Genomic DNA, 16,859 nt, shown 5'->3' on the forward strand with positions numbered 1-16,859 from the left:
GGTACGTACATCCTCGAGGAGGTCCTAAAATGAATTCAATCGCAAATATGATTGACCATACGCTATTAAAAGCAGATGCAACAAAAGACCAAGTGTTGGAGCTTTGTAAAGAAGCTAAGCAATATAACTTCGCATCAGTTTGTTTAAACCCAACATGGGTGAAAACAGCTGCTGAAGAACTAAAAGGTACTTCTGTGAAAACATGTACAGTTATTGGTTTTCCGCTCGGAGCGACAACTTCTGAAGTAAAAGCATTTGAAACAACGAATGCTATTGAAAATGGTGCAGAAGAAATTGATATGGTTATCAATATCGGAGCTTTGAAAAGTGGCGATACTAAATATGTTCAACAGGACATTGAAGCAGTAGTCCACGCAGCTGCAGATAAAGCCATTGTTAAAGTAATTATTGAAACATGTTTATTAACTGATGAAGAAAAACGTACAGCCTGTGAATTAGCTGTGTTAGCAAAAGCGGATTTCGTGAAAACATCGACAGGTTTTTCGACAGGCGGCGCAACTGCAGACGATGTAAAGTTGATGCGTAGCACTGTAGGACCTTCTATGGGAGTTAAAGCTTCTGGGGGCGTTCGTAGCTTAGAGGATTTGACCGCGATGAAAGAAGCTGGAGCAACTCGAATTGGTGCGAGCTCCGGTGTAGCAATTATGAATGGTCTTCAGTCAAAATCCGACTATTAATTTAAATCTTTTATTGACTGATAGAAATAAATGCGGTATAATTTTTGAGTACATAGCAGTATGCTATGTTCGAAGTGTGTTCGGAGGGAGGGACAAGAGATGACTAAAACAACTGTTCGTAAGAACGAATCACTTGAAGATGCTCTTCGCCGCTTCAAACGTACTGTATCAAAGAGTGGTACGATTCAGGACGTAAGAAAGCATGAGTTTTATGAGAAGCCAAGTGTTAAGCGTAAAAAGAAATCTGAAGCTGCTCGTAAACGCAAATTCTGATTAACTCCTATATTGTTTGCTTAAAGCAACGTTAAACCAGTAAAATGCGCGTAAGTCGGAAAATCCCTTGGATTTTCCGACTTATTTTTTTGTGTAAATTTAAGTTCATGTTCTCAATAAGTATTTTCATAGGTGATCTTGTAGTTGAATACAACTAATCTTTTTGCGATAAACTTTTCGGATAGTGAAACTTACGTGTGTTTCGTTCGTACAATAGGTATACTTGAGGAACAATCATCTTAGAAAGTAGGTGGGATTTTTGCAGAAGCTCATTAGAGGATTTCTGCTTTTGACACTTATAGTATCAGCAGTTGCATTTCCGTTTTCGGCTACGTCGATCGCGAAAACTGAAACCGTTTACAAAGTTCCTGTGCATAAAGAAGTAGAAAAAGGACTTTATGCATTTCTGAAGCGGTCTTTCGGTGAAGCGGAAAAAGCAGGTGCTGATGTTATTATTTTGGACATTAATACACCAGGGGGCTTTACAGATACAGCTGGTGAAATCGCAAAGTTAATGGATGATACGGAAATTGAAGTTGTCGCGTACATTAACAAACGTGCACTATCAGCGGGCGCTTTTCTTGCACTTCATGCAGACAAAATCTATATGGCTCCAAATTCTACTATAGGAGCAGCCGCAGTTATTGATGGTTCTGGGAATGCAGCAAACAAAAAAGCTCAGAGTGCTTGGTCTGCGGAAATGAAAACCGCAGCTGAATCGCACGACAGAGACTCGAAATTTGCGCTCGCAATGGCAAACCCTGAAGTGGACCTACCAGAATACCGTGCAGGAAAAGGCGAACTTTTAACATTAACGGATAAGGAAGCTGCGTCTTCAGAAGTAGGATATAGTGAGGGGACTATCGCTAATTACGATGAATTGTTGAAAACGCTCAACTTAGAAAATGCTACAATAATTTCAACTGATCCAACGTTCAGTGAGCAGATTGCCCGATTCATTACCAATCCGGTTGTTGTACCAATTTTGCTTTCCGTTGCAGGGTTAGGGTTAATTGTTGAGCTCTATTCACCTGGATTCGGTGTAGCCGGTACAATGGGTGTTTCTGCATTATTGCTCTTTTTCTACGGGCACTTGATTGCAGGGTTAGCGGGCTATGAAGCAATACTATTGTTTCTTCTAGGTGCCGGATTGATTGTAGCAGAGTTGTTCTTGCCACATGGTATTGCAGGAGTAGCAGGTGCAGTCGCTGTCACCGGTAGTATTATAATGGCAGGAGCAAATCCTGCATATATGGCAATATCGGTGCTGATTGCACTTATAATTGCTACAACGGGGATGGTGGTTATCATGAAATTCTTTGGGAAAAAGCTGCATTTGTTGAACAGAATGATCTTAATGGATGCTACGGATACAGAGAGCGGGTATGTCTCAAACGTAAACCGTATTGACTGGCTTGGGAAAACAGCAGTTACTCTAACACCGCTTCGTCCGTCAGGAGCAATTGTGATGGATGGGGAGCGTATTGATGTGGTTTCTGAAGGAAACTACATTGATAAAGGAAAGCATGTTAAGATAGTGAAAGTTGAAGGATCTCGGACGGTTGTTCGTGAACTTCAAGAAATGGAGGGAAATGAATGATTATCAATGGTAGTTTAATTGGGATTGTAGTAATCGCAGTTCTTGCGATTATCGTATTATCGGTTTTCTTTACGTTTGTACCAGTTGCATTGTGGATTTCCGCAATTTCAGCAGGCGTTCGAGTAAGTATTTTGACACTTGTAGGAATGCGTTTAAGAAGGGTTATTCCAAGTCGTGTAGTAAACCCACTTATTAAAGCACATAAAGCTGGAGTAGAAGTTACGATTAATCAGCTAGAGAGTCACTATCTAGCTGGTGGTAACGTTGACCGCGTTGTAAACGCATTAATTGCGGCTCAGCGTGCTAACATTGAACTAACATTCGAACGTGCTGCAGCAATTGACCTTGCAGGTCGTGACGTATTGCAAGCTGTTCAAATGTCTGTAAACCCTAAAGTTATTGAAACACCATTCATTGCGGGTGTTGCAATGAACGGTATTGAAGTAAAAGCAAAAGCTCGTATTACCGTTCGTGCCAATATCGATCGCCTTGTTGGTGGTGCGGGTGAAGAAACAATTGTAGCACGTGTTGGTGAAGGTATTGTCTCTACGATCGGTTCTTCAATTAACCATGCTAAAGTATTAGAAAATCCGGACTTGATTTCACAAACAGTCCTTACAAAAGGATTAGACTCTGGTACAGCATTTGAGATTCTCTCAATCGATATTGCTGATGTTGATATCGGTAAGAACATTGGTGCGGAATTGCAAACTGAACAAGCACAAGCAGATAAGAATATTGCTCAAGCCAAAGCAGAAGAACGTCGGGCAATGGCTGTTGCTAGTGAGCAAGAAATGAAAGCTAAAGTTGTGGAGATGCGCTCTAAGGTTGTGGAAGCTGAAGCGGAAGTACCACTCGCTATGGCAGAAGCACTTCGCACTGGAAATATCGGCGTGATGGATTATATGAACTATAAAAATATTCAAGCTGATACCGGAATGAGAGATTCAATCGGTAAAGTCAGCGGTTCTGAAGATCAGAACGATAAGCCTAAAAACTAAACAGTGCGGACGCAACTTCCCGGAAAGGGGATGTGCTGATGGAACAAATTATCATTCTAATTGCAATAGGACTTCTCAGTACGTTATTCAATAAAAAGAATAAGGGCGAGGCTCAAAAGCAAAAACAAGAAGCCTCTAGAACCAATGAGGTACCTCAGAACCAACCTATACCACAAAGACAACCGATGCCACAAAGGTCGCAGGCTCCACAAGCTCGACAGGCATCCTCGTCAGAACAGATGGATCCATTTAAAAGACTAAAAGAACTGACAGGTGAAATCTATAAAGAAATTCAAGAGGATCAGCGAAAAGCTCCAAGCGAACAGCAGAATTCGATTGAACCCTTTAAGATACCTGAGGTTCCTGTACAAAGGCCTGAAATCTCTCAAACTTCTCGTCCTTCAAGAAAAGCGAGTGATCGCAGTTCAGGTAGACTTTCTATGCACAATCCAGAGCAACAGATGCTAGCAGAAAACGAATTCCTTCATGTCGACATAACTAATAAACGTGATGTCTTAAAAGGGATTGTATTTTCAGAGATACTTGGACCTCCAAAATCTAAACGATAAATAGTACGCATTGACCCCCTTTACCGAGCATAAGAATGGTATAGGGGGTCAATGCGTTGAGAAAACTATTTGAAATGGGTTCTTTAATATCGATTGAAGAATTATCCTCACTGAAAATACTCGGTGGCTATGAACTTGTTAAAATTACTGATGGCTATGCGATGATTCGAAAAGAAGGCTACAAAATTGAAATAAGCGGAACGGATATTCATTTCGATATGTTGTTGGCACAATCCGCGTTACTCTCCTTTACAGAGCTCCATGAACTTCGGATCACCAAAGATTTGAAGAAAGGAGAAACGCATGAAACGTAAGTTATACGATATTGAACTAAGTGGAATGGGAAAACCTGCAAACCTTGTCAATGAACTAATTCGCGATAAGAAAAGGGTCAAAAATCTGGAACACATAGATGGGACAATTTGGTTTCAAACGGATGGTTCGGGCGTTCGTTATATTCGTACAAACCGAAAACGTCATCAAGTGAAAGTCCGTGTGGTCCGATTAGACGATGAGACGCCTATGAACCGACTGTTTCATTCCTGGATTGCGTTATTACTATGTGCTATTCCTTTTGTGGCATCTCTGTTTTTGTGGCAAGTCAATGTAGATGCTGAGTATCCTGAAGTCGCTGAGAGAATTGAAGCAAAGCTGGAAAAGGCATCAGTTGTCCCAATGAGTTTATTGCGCCAGCTTCCTGATGAAGGGAGAATACGTAGCTTAATTATGACAGAAGAGCCTGAGTTGTCATGGGTGAGATTCGAGAAGAAAGGAACGACATTAACTATAGTTCCTATGATGTCACCTAAAACTACGAACAAGATTGCTAAGGACGGTAAACCCAGCGAGCTCGCAGCGCGTACAGGCGGGGTTGTAACGGGGTTCCAGTTAAAAAGCGGAGAACGAGTCGCAAGAATTCATCAAACGGTTAAAAAAGGCGACCTGCTCGCGACAGGCATACTTGAGCAAGGTGACAAGGTGGCAATTGTAGGTGCTGAAGGAGCTGTCTTCGCTGATTATTGGTTGGAATACAAGTTCTCCTTGCCTAAAACTATTGAATACCGTTCACTAGGGCAAACGAGCATGTCGTTAGAATGGAATTTACCTTGGATGAAAAAGACAGCGAGTTCACAACCTTTTTGGAAAGTCGTAAAGTTAAATGAAATAAAAGATGAACCTATTCGAACCTTAACTTTAGAAAAAGGTATGGAGAAAAAGTTTTTAGTTCCTCTATTGAAACATAAATTGCTGTCTGAAACCTCTTTTGAAAAGGAAATCAAGGATGAAAATATTTTACAGGTGACGTTTGACAATGATAAAGTAACAGGGACTATACTTTTTTTGATCAATGAAAATATTGCGGTGAAAAGACCATTATCCCAAGGGGGAGACGATTGATTGAGTGAACAACAACTTCAACTTCATTTAGAAGATCCAAACGAAGCAATTATGCTACTTGGTATTTCCGACCAAAACATTAAGCTAATTGAAGAAAATCTTTCCGTTACTGTACTTTCGCGAGGTGAAACGATATCACTCAAGGGTTCTGAAGAAAATTCAGAGTCTGCGAAACAGCTTTTAGAACAACTTTTAAAAGTTATTCGTAAAGGGATTCAAATTAACCAACGAGATGTTGCAACCGCTATTGAAATGGTGAATAATGGTACTATTGAATACTTTGCTGAGTTATATGATGTGGAAATTGCTCGCAACAGTAAAGGTAAAGTGATTCGAGCTAAAACAATCGGTCAACGAGAATATGTTCAAGCAATCCGGCAGAATGATTTAACGTTTTGTATTGGACCTGCTGGAACGGGGAAAACATATTTAGCTGTTGTCCTAGCAGTTCATGCTATGAAAACAGGATCGGCTAAACGTATTATATTAACACGACCAGCAGTTGAAGCTGGAGAAAGTTTAGGGTTTTTACCCGGTGACCTGAAAGATAAAGTGGATCCATACTTACGTCCACTTTACGATGCGCTTCACGATATGTTAGGTGCTGAGCATACAGAGCGTCTTATTGAGCGGGGGACTATTGAAATAGCTCCACTTGCTTATATGAGAGGACGTACACTTGATGATGCTTTTGTTATTCTCGACGAAGCTCAAAATACAACCCATGCTCAAATGAAGATGTTTTTAACCCGATTAGGATTCGGTTCTAAGATGGTCATTACAGGGGATAAGACGCAAATCGATTTGCCTAAGGGCGTGAAGTCAGGAATAGTTGCCGCAGAAGCAATTCTTTCGAAGGTTCGTGAAATCCACTTCCAATACCTAGAACCAGCAGATGTGGTCAGACATCCGATTGTTGCAAAAATTATCGATGCATACGAAGAAGAGCAGTCCTAACGGGCTGCTCCCTACATACTTTTTTAATTTTTGACTGAAAGGGGATTCAAGGGATGTTAAAGCCGTTGATCCAACTTATCAAGTCCTTAAAATTCTATGTCACTGCATGGCTAGTCATAGGATTATCAGCAATCATTCTTTTTTTCCTTGTATATGATGATGTGAGGCCGGAAACGTATGAGCTTACACCATTTCAAATCTCACCTAGTACAATCCGTTCGTTAAAAACGGTTGAGGATTCGGTGAAAACTGAAGAAGAACGGCAACGGGTTATAGAAGAACAACCACCCGTCTATCAGTTTAACGATGAGATATCAACGAATCGACAATCGATTGCAGCTTCACTCTTCGACTATATACTAGAAGTTAAAAGAAGTATGCTATCCGTAGAAGAAGAAGAAGAAGAAATCGTTTCACCAGCAAGCTTAAAAGCAGCGGTTAAAGAAGTGAATAAAAAGCTTAAAGAACTGAGAGAAACAGAACCCGATTTTTACTTTAATGAAGCCGTCTTATCTGGCCTGCTCACTGAAAATGAGGCAATACTACTGGAAATGCGTTCTGAACTCACCACAATTGTAGCGGATGAATTGTCAAAACCCATTAGAGCGAAAGATATATCTGTAGTCCAATATGATGCTGAACGTAAAATTAGAACATCTCAGTCTATACCAGACGGACAAGTCCAGACGATGATTCAGCTAGTAAGACCGTTATTGGTTCCGACTGAAATGATCAACGAAGAATTAACTGATCAACGGATAAAGCAAGCGAGAGAAAGTATAGAACCTACTCGTATATTGCAAGGACAAGTTATCGTAAGGGAAGGACAAGTGATTGATAAAGAAATTTATCGTCAACTTGAAATTACGGGACTTTTGACAAACCAGACCTCTATCAAACCAATCCTTGCATTAATTTGTTTAATTGTTCTTTTATCAGGACTTGTCTACATTCACTTTATGTCACGTCATGAAGACAAAAAGACGCTGAAGAAGGCTTTGTTGATTTTCTATTCAATTTTCTTCTTAATTGTGATTATGATGAAGTTAACTGGAGTATTAGAAAAGGAATTTGATGTTCAGGTATCATTCCTATTTCCAGCTGCATTGGCTCCATTACTCGTTAAACTTCTAACAAATGAACGTCTAGCAATTCTATTAGTAGTTATGATTTCTGCGACAAGTGGACTCGTTTTACAAGAAGGAGTCACTTCTATTATGCAAATGGAAGTCGTCTTATACTTCCTTTTAAGCGGGACGACTGCATTACTGGTACTAGGTGAAAAAGGAAGACGTTTAACTATTATGAGAACGAGTGTGGCAGTAGCAATTGCGAATTTGCTGTATGTCGCGTTTTATTTATTGATGACGCAATCTAGCTACACCCTATCCGAAATCGTATTTTATACAATTGCTGCAATTAGTTCTGCGATTCTATCAGCAGCGCTGACTATTGGATTATTACCTTTCTTTGAGTCCATATTCGGAGTAGTATCTGATATGCGTCTCATTGAATTATCGAATCCCAACCACCCGCTCCTTAAAAAGGTGCTAACCGAAACTCCTGGAACATATCACCATAGTGTCATGGTAGCGAACTTAGCAGATGCTGCATGCGAAGCGATTGGCGCAAACGGCCTGTTAGCAAGAGTTGGAAGCTACTATCATGATATCGGTAAAACTGTGAGACCTTTATATTTCATCGAAAATCAGCATGGTGTTAATCCGCACGATCAGTTATCTCCTGAAGAAAGTAGAGATATAATTATCGCTCATGCTGGAGACGGTGCAGAAATATTAGCGTCAAAAAAGATGCCACATCAAATTATTGATATTGCACGACAACATCACGGTACAAGCTTTTTGAAGTTCTTTTACATTAAAGCAAAAGAACAGGGTCAGGACGTGGTAGAAGATGATTTTAGATATTTCGGTCCTAAACCTCAAACAAAAGAGATTGCTGTTATTTCGATTGCAGATAGTTGCGAAGCAGCAGTTCGATCGATGAAAGAACCTACTCCTGAGAAAATATCAGCACTAGTTCAATCGATCGTTAAAGAAAAGTTAAATGATGGACAGTTTGACGAATGTGATCTATCTATGAAAGAGATCCGTCTTGTCGAACAAGTGATTTGTGAAACATTAAATGGTATATTCCATAGTAGAATCGAATACCCGAAATAAGTATAAGGAAGAGGGAGCAGTATGTTGGAAATTGATTTTATCGATGAAATAGATGGCAATGGTCAAGTTGCAGAACAGCTCATCCAAAAACTTCTATCTTTTGCATCGGATGAAGAAGGTCTTGAAGACGGCACAGAACTGTCTGTGACATTTTTAGATGATGCAGGAATTCGAGAAGTGAACCGTGATTATCGTGGGAAAGATCAAGCGACAGATGTCATATCGTTCGCTTTGGAAGAAGAGGGCGATGGGGAAGCACCGATTATCGGCGCGGAAGATATGCCAAGGCACTTAGGAGATTTGTTAATATCCGTCCAAACAGCTCAGAAACAGGCTGAAGAGTACGGACATTCATTAGAACGAGAAATCGGTTTTCTCGCGTTACATGGTTTCTTGCATTTGCTTGGCTATGATCACATGACGGAAGATGACGAAAAGAAAATGTTCGGTCGACAAGATGCGATTTTACAGTCGTTCGGTCTTAGTAGGTAAATCGATGAGGACATTCTTTAAGGCATTTACGTATGCATGGATGGGTATTGTGCACGGTGCTACAAAAGAACGGAATGTGAAGTTTCACGTGGTTGCAGCGATCCTAGTAATCGTTGCAGGTGCAGCTACAGGGTTAAGGCAAATAGAGTGGATCATCCTAACAGCTATCATCGGTCTGATGATTGCTTTAGAGCTATTAAACGCTGCTATAGAGCGTGTCGTAGATTTAGTAACACAAGAAATACATCCATTAGCTAAACAAGCAAAAGATCTCGCAGCGGGTGCTGTACTTGTGTTTTCGATTGCAAGTGCGATAATTGGAATGCTAATCTTTTTACCGAAGTGGCTGATGTAAATGAATGGAGTGGAAGTTTTGGACAAACAACAATTAATGGAACATGCAAAACATGCCATGGAAAATGCGTATGTACCTTATTCAAAGTTTCCTGTAGGGGCAGCTTTGCTATCAGAGGATGGTACAGTATTTGAAGGGTGTAATATTGAAAACTCCGCTTATGGTATGACGAATTGTGCTGAGCGGACTGCGTTCTTTAAAGCTATTTCAAGTGGCATTCGAACGTTTAAAGCGCTTGCTGTAACGGGAGATACAGAGGGACCGATTTCTCCGTGTGGAGCTTGTCGTCAAGTGATTTCAGAGTTTTGCTCAATGGACATGCCGGTCTTTTTGACAAATTTAAAAGGTGATGTAACAGAAACTACCGTTGGAGAATTACTACCAGGTGCGTTTCGTAAGGAGGATCTCGAATATGGCACCAAGTGAGTTTAAGTCAGGATTCGTTTCAATTATAGGCCGTCCAAATGTAGGGAAATCTACATTTTTGAACAAAGTAGTTGGCCAGAAAATTGCTATCATGAGTGATAAGCCACAGACAACACGAAATAAAGTGCAAGGTGTTGTTACTAGTGATAGTTCTCAAATCGTATTTATTGATACGCCAGGAATCCATAAGCCAAAGCACAAATTAGGCGACTTCATGGTGAAATCTGCAAAGAATACGTTAAAAGAAGTAGACGTTATTATGTTTATGGTGAATGCGAACGAAAAAATTGGTCCTGGAGATCGTTTTGTAATTGAAATGTTGAAAAACACGGAAACACCCGTCTTTTTAGTTATCAATAAAATCGATCTTGTTCACCCAGATGACTTATTAGGAATCATTACATCCTATGTAGACGAATACGATTTTGCAGAAATCGTTCCATTGTCTGCACTTAACGGCAATAACGTAGATCGATTAATGGAGACTCTCGGTAAGTATCTTCCGGTAGGACCTAAATATTATCCAGATGATCAAGTAACTGACCATCCTGAACGCTTCATCATCTCAGAATTGATTCGCGAGAAGGTTCTACACCTTACGAGAGAAGAAGTTCCGCATTCAGTCGCAGTAGTCATTGAAAAAATAGCTAGAGATGAAGGTAAAAATATTGTTAACGTCATGGCAACAATTATTGTGGACCGGGATTCACAAAAAGGCATAGTCATTGGTAAACAAGGTGCTTTATTAAAGCAAATTGGTACCAAGGCGCGTCGTGATATCGAAATGTTACTTGGCACAAAAGTGTTCCTTGAACTTTGGGTCAAAGTACAAAAAGACTGGCGCAACAAACCTGGACAGCTGAAAGAATTCGGCTTCCGCGACGACGAATACTGATCGTCACACACTAGTGGAGGCGAACGTCATGATGAACAAATGGGAAGGGATCGTGTTGCGGACGATGCCCTACGGCGAGACGAATAAAATTGTGACGATTTTAACGAAAGAAGCTGGCAAGTTAACTGCGATGGCGCGGGGAGCTAAGAAGCCAGCAAGTCGTCTCTCGTCGATAACGCAACTCTTTGTGTATGGCTCTTTTTTATTACGCACTGGTAAAGGGATGGGGTCCCTTGAACAAGGCGAGCCCATTAATTCTATGCGCCATATTAGAGAAGACTTAGAGGCCACTGCCTATGCGAGTTATGTCGTAGAATTGACGGATAGATTGACGGAAGACGGAGAGCGTTCAACGGGTATCTTCAACTTATTATATGATGCATTACATGCAATTAATGAAGGATATGATCCAGAAGCGATTGCGCTATTTGTGGAGTGGAAGATGCTTCCCGTAGCTGGTATTCATCCTATATTGCATCAATGTGCGTCATGCGGATCTGTGGAAGGTGAGTTTGCATTTTCTTTTAAGGAAATCGGATTTCTTTGTCATCGATGTTTTCATACCGACCCTTATATTGTTAGGATTACTCCCGCGCAATTAAAGCTAATTCGAACATTTGCAACGGTACCAATCCCTCAAGTGGGTTCTCTTACATTAAAAAAGTCGACAAAACAATTTATGAAAAAGTTGGTTCGTCAAATTTATGATGAACAAGTTGGCATACGATTGAAATCACGTGCTTTTCTAGATCAGCTTGATCGTACCCCTAGCTTATTACCTCCAAAAGAAAAACCGGTAGATTCAGATGAATAATCTGGATCTACCGGTTTTTTTATTAAAATGCAATACGTTCTTCGATATATGCTTTCAGTTCCTCAATCGGCAAGCGAACTTGTTCCATTGAATCACGGTGACGAACTGTCACTTGTCGATCCTCTTCGGAATCAAAATCATATGTGATACAGAATGGAGTTCCGATTTCGTCTTGGCGGCGATATCTTTTACCAATAGACTGAGAGTCGTCATACTGCACAGAGAAGTGCTTGCATAGTTCTGCATATACATCTCCTGCACCATCTGCCAACTTCTTCGATAACGGCAATACAGCAGCTTTAACAGGTGCTAACGCAGGATGGAAACGCATAACTGTGCGTTTGTCATCGCCTTCAAGTATTTCTTCGTCAAATGCGTCACATAAAAAGGCAAGAGTTACACGGTCTGCACCTACAGAAGGCTCGATACAATAAGGGACAAACTTTTCATTCGTGATTGGGTCTTGATAATGGAAATCCTCGTTGGAATATTCCATATGACGCTTTAGGTCGAAGTCTGTGCGATTTGCAATTCCCCATAGCTCGCCCCAGCCAAACGGGAATTTGAACTCGATATCAACTGTTCCTTTGGAGTAGTGAGAGAGTTCATCGTCATTATGCTCACGAAGACGCATATTTTCTTCAGTAAGACCTAGGTCAAGTAACCAGTTCTTCGAAGCGTCACGCCAGAACGCATACCATTCTTCGTCTTCACCTGGTTTACAGAAGAATTCAAGTTCCATCTGTTCGAATTCACGAGTACGGAATGTGAAGTTACCTGGTGTGATTTCGTTACGGAAACTTTTACCGATTTGAGCAATACCGAATGGAAGTTTTTTACGCATAGAGCGCTGAACATTTTTGAAGTTTACAAAGATACCTTGAGCTGTCTCAGGACGCAAGTAAATTTCGTTAGCCGAAGAATCCGTAACCCCTTGAGTTGTTTTAAACATCAAGTTGAACTGACGGATATCCGTATAGTCCAAAGCAGAGCATGTAGGACAAACGATATTATGTTCAATAATCAAGTCTTTCATTTTTTCGAATGGCATGCCGTCTACGACGATTTCCATTCCTTTAGCATCAAGTGCATCTTCAATCAGCTTATCAGCACGATGACGTGTCTTACATTTTTTACAGTCGATCATAGGATCGTTGAAGTTACCGATATGGCCAGACGCTTCCCAAACTTTCGGATTCATTAAGATTGCAGCATCTAGACCTACGTTATGAGGAGACTCTTGAACGAATTTTTTCCACCAAGCTTTTTTGATATTGTTTTTAAGTTCAATGCCGAGTGGACCGTAATCCCAAGTATTTGCAAGCCCTCCGTAGATTTCAGATCCAGGGAATACGAATCCCCTTTGTTTCGAAACGTTAACAATTTGTTCCATTGTGTACATAAAAATCCCTCCAATTAAAATAAGCACCCATCCCCGGACATATATGTCCGAGGACGGGTGCGTAATGCCCCGCGGTTCCACCTCGATTGACTGCCTAACTTGAACAGTCCTCTTTAAAACTAACTATGGCTCCAGGTTGCCTTTTCTTGTCGAGTACGAGCTCTCACTATCCTCGTTCGCTTTATGTGACAGTACTTATAGACCTTTCTTTGCCTATTCAAATGTTGCATTTAGTTTAGCATGGTTCGTGATTCTTCGCAATAGAACTACTTTTGATATATACTGTAGAGAGATTTGTTTAATTGAACGCTTAGGACGGTGACATAGATGGAACTCAATAAGCGCCAGACGGAGATCTTGGAGATCGTCAAGGCGGACGGACCTATTACCGGAGAGCATATTGCGGAACGGTTAAGTTTAACAAGAGCTACCATACGACCAGATCTCGCCATCTTAACAATGGCAGGCTTTTTGGATGCACGCCCACGTGTCGGTTATTTCTACTCAGGCAAGAAGCAAGTGCACTCTGTGGGAGACGAAATGATTGGAATGAAAGTAGGAGATTTCCAATCCACTCCTGCAGTCGTAACAGAACATAGCACGGTTTATGATGCGATTTGTCACATGTTCTTACAAGACGTTGGCACGTTGTTTGTAGTAGATGATAAAGCCTGCTTAACAGGAATTCTTTCGAGAAAAGATTTGTTAAGAACAAGTATTGGAAATACGGAGTTAGAGAAAATACCAGTGCATGTGATTATGACTCGAATGCCCAACATTGTTTATTGTCACAAAAAGGACACACTATTATCTGCAGCTCGCAAGATGATCGATAAGCAAATTGACTCGTTACCTGTTATTGGAACAGGAACTGAGGAATTAGAAATTGTAGGTAGAATTACTAAAACAAATATCACTGCAGCATTTTTAACGCTTGCACAAGATCATGAGCTATGAGGTGAGTCCTATGAATAAACTCAAGTTTTTTATCGTTTCAGATTCAGTCGGCGAAACGGCAGAATTAGTAGCAAAGGCAGCAGCCAGTCAATTTCGTCAAGATCTCGACACAGTATCGATGAAGCGATTTTCTCATATTGAAGATAAAAGTCAGTTAACGGAAATTGCTTGGCTCGCTGAACAACAGCAGGCAGTGATTGTTTATACGTTAGTGAGAAGTGATATGCGAGCAGCACTCATTTTTGAATGTGAACAACATAACGTTCAATGCGTGGATTTATTAGGGCCGATTATGAAATCGGTTGAGCATGTACTTGGTGAAAGACCGATTGAAGAGCCAGGCTTAGTCCGACAGTTGGATGATGATTATTTCCGCAAGATTGAAGCAATCGAGTTCGCTGTGAAGTATGATGATGGACGAGATCCGCGCGGGGTCTTAAATGCAGATATTGTTTTAGTGGGAATTTCAAGAACTTCTAAAACTCCACTTTCTCAGTACTTAGCACACCAACGATTCAAAGTTGCGAATGTACCACTAGTTCCTGAAGTAGAGCCTCCTGCTGAGTTATATAATATAGATCCTAGTAAATGTTTTGGTCTTGTTATCTCTCCTGAGATTTTAAATTCAATTCGTAAAGAACGGCTAATCGCATTAGGTCTTAAAGATGATGCGAGTTACGCAAAAATCGATAGAATTGAAGAAGAAATACTCCACTTTAACAAAGTCGTCAATAAGATTGGCTGTACTGTAATTGATGTGTCCAATCGCGCAGTCGAGGAGACCGCAAATGTGATATTGTCGCAGATGAATAATCGAGAATTTGAACGTATTCGGAAGGACCTCCATCGTTAAGGCTGGTCCCTCTTTTTTCGTCCGTTATTCATTTGGCTATTTTACTAGTATTCCAATAAACCTTCCTGTAAAATAGCAGTTTCGGAGAAAAATAAAAAATTTGTCGAATTAAAAGGGTTTTTTGAAAGATACATCGAATTTATAGACAGTGAAGATGGTGATAGCATGTCGAAGATACCTGAACAGACAATAGAAGAAATACGCACTAAAACAGATATAGTCGATCTCATCGGTGAACACGTTCGTCTGACAAAGCGAGGGAAGAACTGGTTTGGTCTATGTCCGTTCCATGGAGAAAGTACACCTTCTTTTTCAGTATCTGAGGAAAAGCAGCTTTTTCACTGTTTTGGTTGTGGTGCTAGCGGAAACGCAATTACGTTTGTAATGGATATTGATAATCGTCCATTTACAGAAGCAGTTGTGCAGCTTGCAGAACGACTCGATATTCCAATTGATGCCTCTGTTGAGATGGGAAGTAGACAAGAAAAAAATGTCGCTCATAAACAAATGTATGAAGCTCATGAATTCGCGGCAAACTTCTATAATCACCTTCTTTTAAATACAGTAGAAGGCGAAAAAGCATATCAATATCTTGAACAAAGAGGGTTTACAAGAGAAAACATCGAAAAGTATAGTATTGGATGGGCGCTTGATGATTGGGAGGCACTTTCTTCTCTCTTACAACGCCAAGGATTCGATATGAATGATATGGTACAAGCAGGACTTGTCATTCAACGAGATAATGGCACAGGACACTTTGACCGGTTCAGAGGCAGAATCATGTTTCCACTTTATGACGATCATGGTACAATAGTCGGGTTCTCTGGCAGAGTGCTTGAAAAGTCCGAGAAGGAAGCAAAGTATTTAAATAGTCCAGAAACCCCAATATTCGAAAAAGGGAAATTGCTGTACAATTTTCACCGAGCACGTCTCAATGCTCGGAAAAAGGGTAATGTAATAGTATTCGAAGGATTTATGGATACACTATCAGCAGACCGTAACGGTGTTGAGAATACTGTTGCAGTCATGGGAACATCATTGTCTGATACTCAACTCATCAAGTTGAAGCGAATAACAAATGACTTGATTATTTGTTGTGATGGAGATAATGCAGGATGGGAAGCCTCTAAACGCTTTGCAGGACTTGTATTGCAAAAAGGATTTTCACTAAAGATTGCAGTACTTCCCAATAAGATGGATCCCGATGATTATATTTCAGAACATGGAATTGAAGCATTTCAAGAGAAAATTCTTGAACGTCCTCATACCTTTATGTCCTTCATTATGGAATATGCAAAGAGATCGAAAAACTTAACGCATGAGAATGACGTCCTTCAATATATCCACGAAGTGATGGAAGAGCTTGGTGGTAGCTTAGCTCCTGTTGAAAAAGACATGATGTTAAGACAGTTATCGTTAGATACCAACGTTTCTGTAGATGCTCTTGAACAACAGTATGCAAAAGCCACAGGAAAAGCTGTCAGAAAGGAACAATCTGACAGCTTTTCCGAGCCCCGATTGCCGGTGATACCGCAACGGAAAAATACTATGTCTGCTACAGAACGTGCAGAACGTTTACTTCTTGGCCATTTGCTACATGATGGGTCATTATTCGACACCATTCAACAGCGACAAGAAGAATTGTTTGTACATGATGACTATCAGACGCTCTATATACGTTTAGCAGGATTTTATGAACAATATGGAGCACCCGACTTCCATCGATTCGCTGAAACGATCGAGGAACGCGGTTTACGTAGAATCGTGCTTGAAGCTGCTGTCGTTGAACGTGATCCAGAACATACAGAACGAGAAGTAGGCGATTGCACAAACCATTTGAAGAAATACAGAATTCAACAAATCATTACACAAAAAATGCATGAATCTAAAGATGCAGAAAAAATGAACGATCAATCCGCAGCGTTAGAGCTAGCGCGTGAGATCATACAGCTCCGGAAATCATTATCGGCAATGTAAGCCGACCGG

At 40.6% G+C, this 16,859-nt stretch carries 18 protein-coding genes; 17 read left to right on the forward strand and 1 reads right to left on the reverse strand.

All coding sequences use genetic code 11. The annotated features are described in order from the left end of the window. Window positions 1-29: 29 nt before the first annotated feature. The 14 genes from deoC to recO all read left to right on the forward strand — a co-directional run bounded on the left by deoC (window position 30) and on the right by recO (window position 11,661). A complete protein-coding gene (gene deoC / locus ACRPI0_RS05085; RefSeq protein WP_432355206.1) occupies window positions 30-698 on the forward strand; it encodes a deoxyribose-phosphate aldolase in 669 nt (222 codons plus the stop codon). Window positions 699-797: 99 nt separating this feature from the next. Further along, window positions 798-971 carry a 30S ribosomal protein S21 gene (rpsU, locus tag ACRPI0_RS05090; protein ID WP_025784794.1) on the forward strand — a complete coding sequence of 58 codons (174 nt, stop codon included), beginning with the start codon at window positions 798-800 and terminating at the stop codon, window positions 969-971. 289 nt (window positions 972-1,260) lie between these two features. Continuing rightward, on the forward strand, window positions 1,261-2,571 hold the full coding sequence (locus tag ACRPI0_RS05095) for an NfeD family protein (protein ID WP_432355207.1): 1,311 nt from the start codon (window positions 1,261-1,263) through the stop codon (window positions 2,569-2,571). Continuing rightward, a complete protein-coding gene (gene floA / locus ACRPI0_RS05100; protein WP_432355208.1) occupies window positions 2,568-3,572 on the forward strand; it encodes a flotillin-like protein FloA in 1,005 nt (334 codons plus the stop codon). The genes ACRPI0_RS05095 and floA overlap by 4 nt, the downstream gene beginning before the upstream one ends. A gap of 38 nt (window positions 3,573-3,610) precedes the next feature. Further along, window positions 3,611-4,141, forward strand: coding sequence for a hypothetical protein (locus ACRPI0_RS05105; RefSeq protein ID WP_432355209.1), 531 nt, complete (start codon window positions 3,611-3,613; stop codon window positions 4,139-4,141). A gap of 56 nt (window positions 4,142-4,197) precedes the next feature. Further along, on the forward strand, window positions 4,198-4,455 hold the full coding sequence (locus ACRPI0_RS05110) for a hypothetical protein (RefSeq protein ID WP_432355210.1): 258 nt from the start codon (window positions 4,198-4,200) through the stop codon (window positions 4,453-4,455). Then, on the forward strand, window positions 4,445-5,539 hold the full coding sequence (locus ACRPI0_RS05115) for a sporulation protein YqfD (RefSeq protein ID WP_432355211.1): 1,095 nt from the start codon (window positions 4,445-4,447) through the stop codon (window positions 5,537-5,539). Before ACRPI0_RS05110 ends, ACRPI0_RS05115 begins: the two co-directional genes overlap by 11 nt. Continuing rightward, entirely contained in the window at window positions 5,540-6,496 is a 957-nt protein-coding gene (locus ACRPI0_RS05120) for a PhoH family protein (protein WP_432355212.1), read from the forward strand. It abuts the gene before it with no gap. 53 nt (window positions 6,497-6,549) lie between these two features. Beyond that, window positions 6,550-8,679, forward strand: coding sequence for an HD family phosphohydrolase (locus ACRPI0_RS05125; RefSeq protein WP_432355213.1), 2,130 nt, complete (start codon window positions 6,550-6,552; stop codon window positions 8,677-8,679). Window positions 8,680-8,700: 21 nt separating this feature from the next. Then, the gene (gene ybeY / locus ACRPI0_RS05130) at window positions 8,701-9,171 is read left to right on the forward strand and encodes an rRNA maturation RNase YbeY (RefSeq protein WP_432355214.1); all 471 of its coding nucleotides are present in this window, start codon (window positions 8,701-8,703) and stop codon (window positions 9,169-9,171) included. Window positions 9,172-9,175: 4 nt separating this feature from the next. Beyond that, a complete protein-coding gene (locus tag ACRPI0_RS05135; RefSeq protein ID WP_432355215.1) occupies window positions 9,176-9,526 on the forward strand; it encodes a diacylglycerol kinase family protein in 351 nt (116 codons plus the stop codon). An 18-nt stretch (window positions 9,527-9,544) separates the two neighbouring features. Then, entirely contained in the window at window positions 9,545-9,952 is a 408-nt protein-coding gene (locus ACRPI0_RS05140; protein ID WP_432355216.1) for a cytidine deaminase, read from the forward strand. Beyond that, window positions 9,939-10,847, forward strand: coding sequence for a GTPase Era (gene era / locus ACRPI0_RS05145; protein ID WP_432355217.1), 909 nt, complete (start codon window positions 9,939-9,941; stop codon window positions 10,845-10,847). The genes ACRPI0_RS05140 and era overlap by 14 nt, the downstream gene beginning before the upstream one ends. Window positions 10,848-10,875: 28 nt before the next feature. After that, window positions 10,876-11,661, forward strand: a complete 786-nt coding sequence (gene recO / locus ACRPI0_RS05150; RefSeq protein ID WP_432355218.1) for a DNA repair protein RecO — start codon at window positions 10,876-10,878, stop codon at window positions 11,659-11,661. Between the two features lie 22 nt (window positions 11,662-11,683). Here the strand turns inward: recO and ACRPI0_RS05155 are convergent, their stop codons facing one another. Then, window positions 11,684-13,063 carry a glycine--tRNA ligase gene (locus tag ACRPI0_RS05155; protein ID WP_432355219.1) on the reverse strand — a complete coding sequence of 460 codons (1,380 nt, stop codon included), beginning with the start codon at window positions 13,061-13,063 and terminating at the stop codon, window positions 11,684-11,686. Window positions 13,064-13,390: 327 nt separating this feature from the next. Here ACRPI0_RS05155 and ACRPI0_RS05160 point away from each other — a divergent pair, with 327 nt between their 5' ends. From ACRPI0_RS05160 to dnaG, 3 genes are all read left to right on the forward strand, one after another. After that, entirely contained in the window at window positions 13,391-14,020 is a 630-nt protein-coding gene (locus ACRPI0_RS05160; RefSeq protein WP_432355220.1) for a helix-turn-helix transcriptional regulator, read from the forward strand. 10 nt (window positions 14,021-14,030) lie between these two features. Beyond that, window positions 14,031-14,873, forward strand: coding sequence for a pyruvate, water dikinase regulatory protein (locus ACRPI0_RS05165; protein WP_432355221.1), 843 nt, complete (start codon window positions 14,031-14,033; stop codon window positions 14,871-14,873). Window positions 14,874-15,038: 165 nt separating this feature from the next. Continuing rightward, the gene (dnaG, locus tag ACRPI0_RS05170) at window positions 15,039-16,850 is read left to right on the forward strand and encodes a DNA primase (RefSeq protein WP_432355222.1); all 1,812 of its coding nucleotides are present in this window, start codon (window positions 15,039-15,041) and stop codon (window positions 16,848-16,850) included. Window positions 16,851-16,859 lie beyond the last annotated feature (9 nt).

The organism is Sporosarcina sp. A2, assembly GCF_050858885.1.
In the GTDB taxonomy this organism is placed as follows: Bacteria; Bacillota; Bacilli; order Bacillales_A; family Planococcaceae; genus Sporosarcina.